This is a genomic window from Chromohalobacter sp. 296-RDG, from assembly GCF_029889885.1.
GTDB lineage: Bacteria > Pseudomonadota > Gammaproteobacteria > Pseudomonadales > Halomonadaceae > Chromohalobacter.
The window spans coordinates 1-1,769 of sequence record NZ_JARANY010000168.1 but is presented as its reverse complement, the minus strand read 5'-3'; the positions used below and the strand labels follow the sequence as shown (position 1 = coordinate 1,769).

Sequence of the window (1,769 nt, the reverse complement as noted above, 5' to 3'; positions counted from 1 at the left end):
GATGCATCTCGCCTGCGATGGCGGCTGGCAGGCCGTGGCCTGGGAACAGGAAGGTAAAGGCGGCCACCAGGCGCATGTCGCCGCGCTTTATCTCTTGACCCAGGTCGAGCCGGGGTTCTGCTGCCCGATCACCATGACCCACGCCGCCTATCCAGTGCTACGCCACGACACAGCCGTACTTCGCGAATGGGGACCGCGCCTGCTGGCAAACGATTACGACCCCCGCACCCTGCCCGCCGATGACAAGCGCGCGGCGACCTTCGGCATGGCGATGACCGAGAAACAAGGCGGCAGCGACGTGCGCCGCAACACCACCCAGGCGACACCCCAGTCGGATGGCAGCGCGCGTCTCATCGGCCACAAGTGGTTCTGCAGCGCGCCGATGTCGGATGCCTTCCTGACCCTCGCACAAGACGATGCCGGCCTCGGCTGTTTCCTGGTGCCGCGCTTTCGCCCCGATGGCGAGCGCAACGGCATCCAGCTGCAACGCCTCAAGGACAAGTGCGGCAACCGCGCCAACGCCTCGGCGGAAATCGAGTATATCGACGCCTGGGCACACCCCATCGGCGAGCCGGGGCGCGGCGTCGCCACCATTCTCGAGATGGTTCAGCAGACCCGACTCGATGCCGCCACCGCTCCCGCCGGCATGATGCGCCAGGCAACGCTCGAGGCCTGGCGCCACGTCCAGGGGCGCGAAGCGTTCGGTAAACGCCTCGCCGACCAGCCGTTGATGCAGCGCGTGATCGCCGACTTAGCGCTGGAAACCGAAGCCAGCTTGGCCCTGTGCATGCGCACCGCACGCGCCTTCGACGGCGCTGCCCACGACGACCACGAACGCGCCCTGGCGCGCCTGCTCCCCGCGCTGGCCAAGTTCTGGCACAACAAGCGTGGCCCAGCGTTCATGGCCGAAGCCATGGAGTGTCTCGGTGGTATCGGCTACGTCGAGGAGGCACCGCTGGCGCGGCTTTACCGCGAGGCGCCGGTGAATTCGATCTGGGAAGGTTCGGGCAATGTCATGTGCCTGGACGTGATGCGCGTGATGGCCCGCCACCCGGAAAGCATTGCTGCTCTGCGCCAGGAGCTCGCCTGGGCACGCGGCGCACACCCCGATTTTGACCGAGCGTTTGACGCCCTCGAGCGACGACTCAAGGCCACGCCGGACGTGCTGGAAGCGCAGGCGCGCTGGCTAACCCAACGCCTCGCGCAATGCCTGCAGGCCGCGCTGCTGTTGCGTCATGCGCCCACTGCCATCGGCGAGACCTTCTGTGCGGCTCGCGTCGGCGAGGAGACCTCACCGCTGTTCGGCGTCTTGCCGTCACATGCGCCGCTGGACGCCATCCTGGCGCGAATCGCGCCCTGAGAGTGGGCGCGCAGGCTCCTATCAACCAATGACGATGCGCAGCGCCAGGCCCAGCAGCAAGACGCCCGTTATACGGTTGATCCAGTGCGCACGTGCCTGAAGCCAGGGCAAAACCGCTGAATGCGAGAGCGCCAGTGCCACCAGCACGTACCAACCGGCATCGATCAATGTCGCGGTCGCCACGATCGTCGTCTTGGCCCCCACGCCCATGTCGGCGCTTACGAACTGGCTCAACAAGGCGACGAAGAAGAGAATCAGCTTGGGATTGGCCAACGCCACCAGCACGCCGTCTCGCGCTGCCACCCCAGGCCGGCTCGCCACGCGGCCTGTCTCCAGGGTGCCGCCCCGACCAGCACGCAACGCCTTCACGCCCAGCCAGGCCAGATACGCCGCCCCGCCCAAGGTGATC

General features: G+C 67.1%; 2 protein-coding genes. One reads left to right on the top strand and one right to left on the bottom strand.

What is annotated here, in order from left to right; translation table 11 throughout:
- On the top strand, window positions 1-1,360 hold a 1,360-nt coding region (locus tag OP495_RS17525; RefSeq protein ID WP_280571047.1), incomplete at its 5' end, for an acyl-CoA dehydrogenase family protein.
- Between the two features lie 21 nt (window positions 1,361-1,381).
- Here the strand turns inward: OP495_RS17525 and OP495_RS17520 are convergent.
- On the bottom strand, window positions 1,382-1,769 hold a 388-nt coding region (locus OP495_RS17520; protein WP_280571045.1), incomplete at its 5' end, for a LysE family transporter.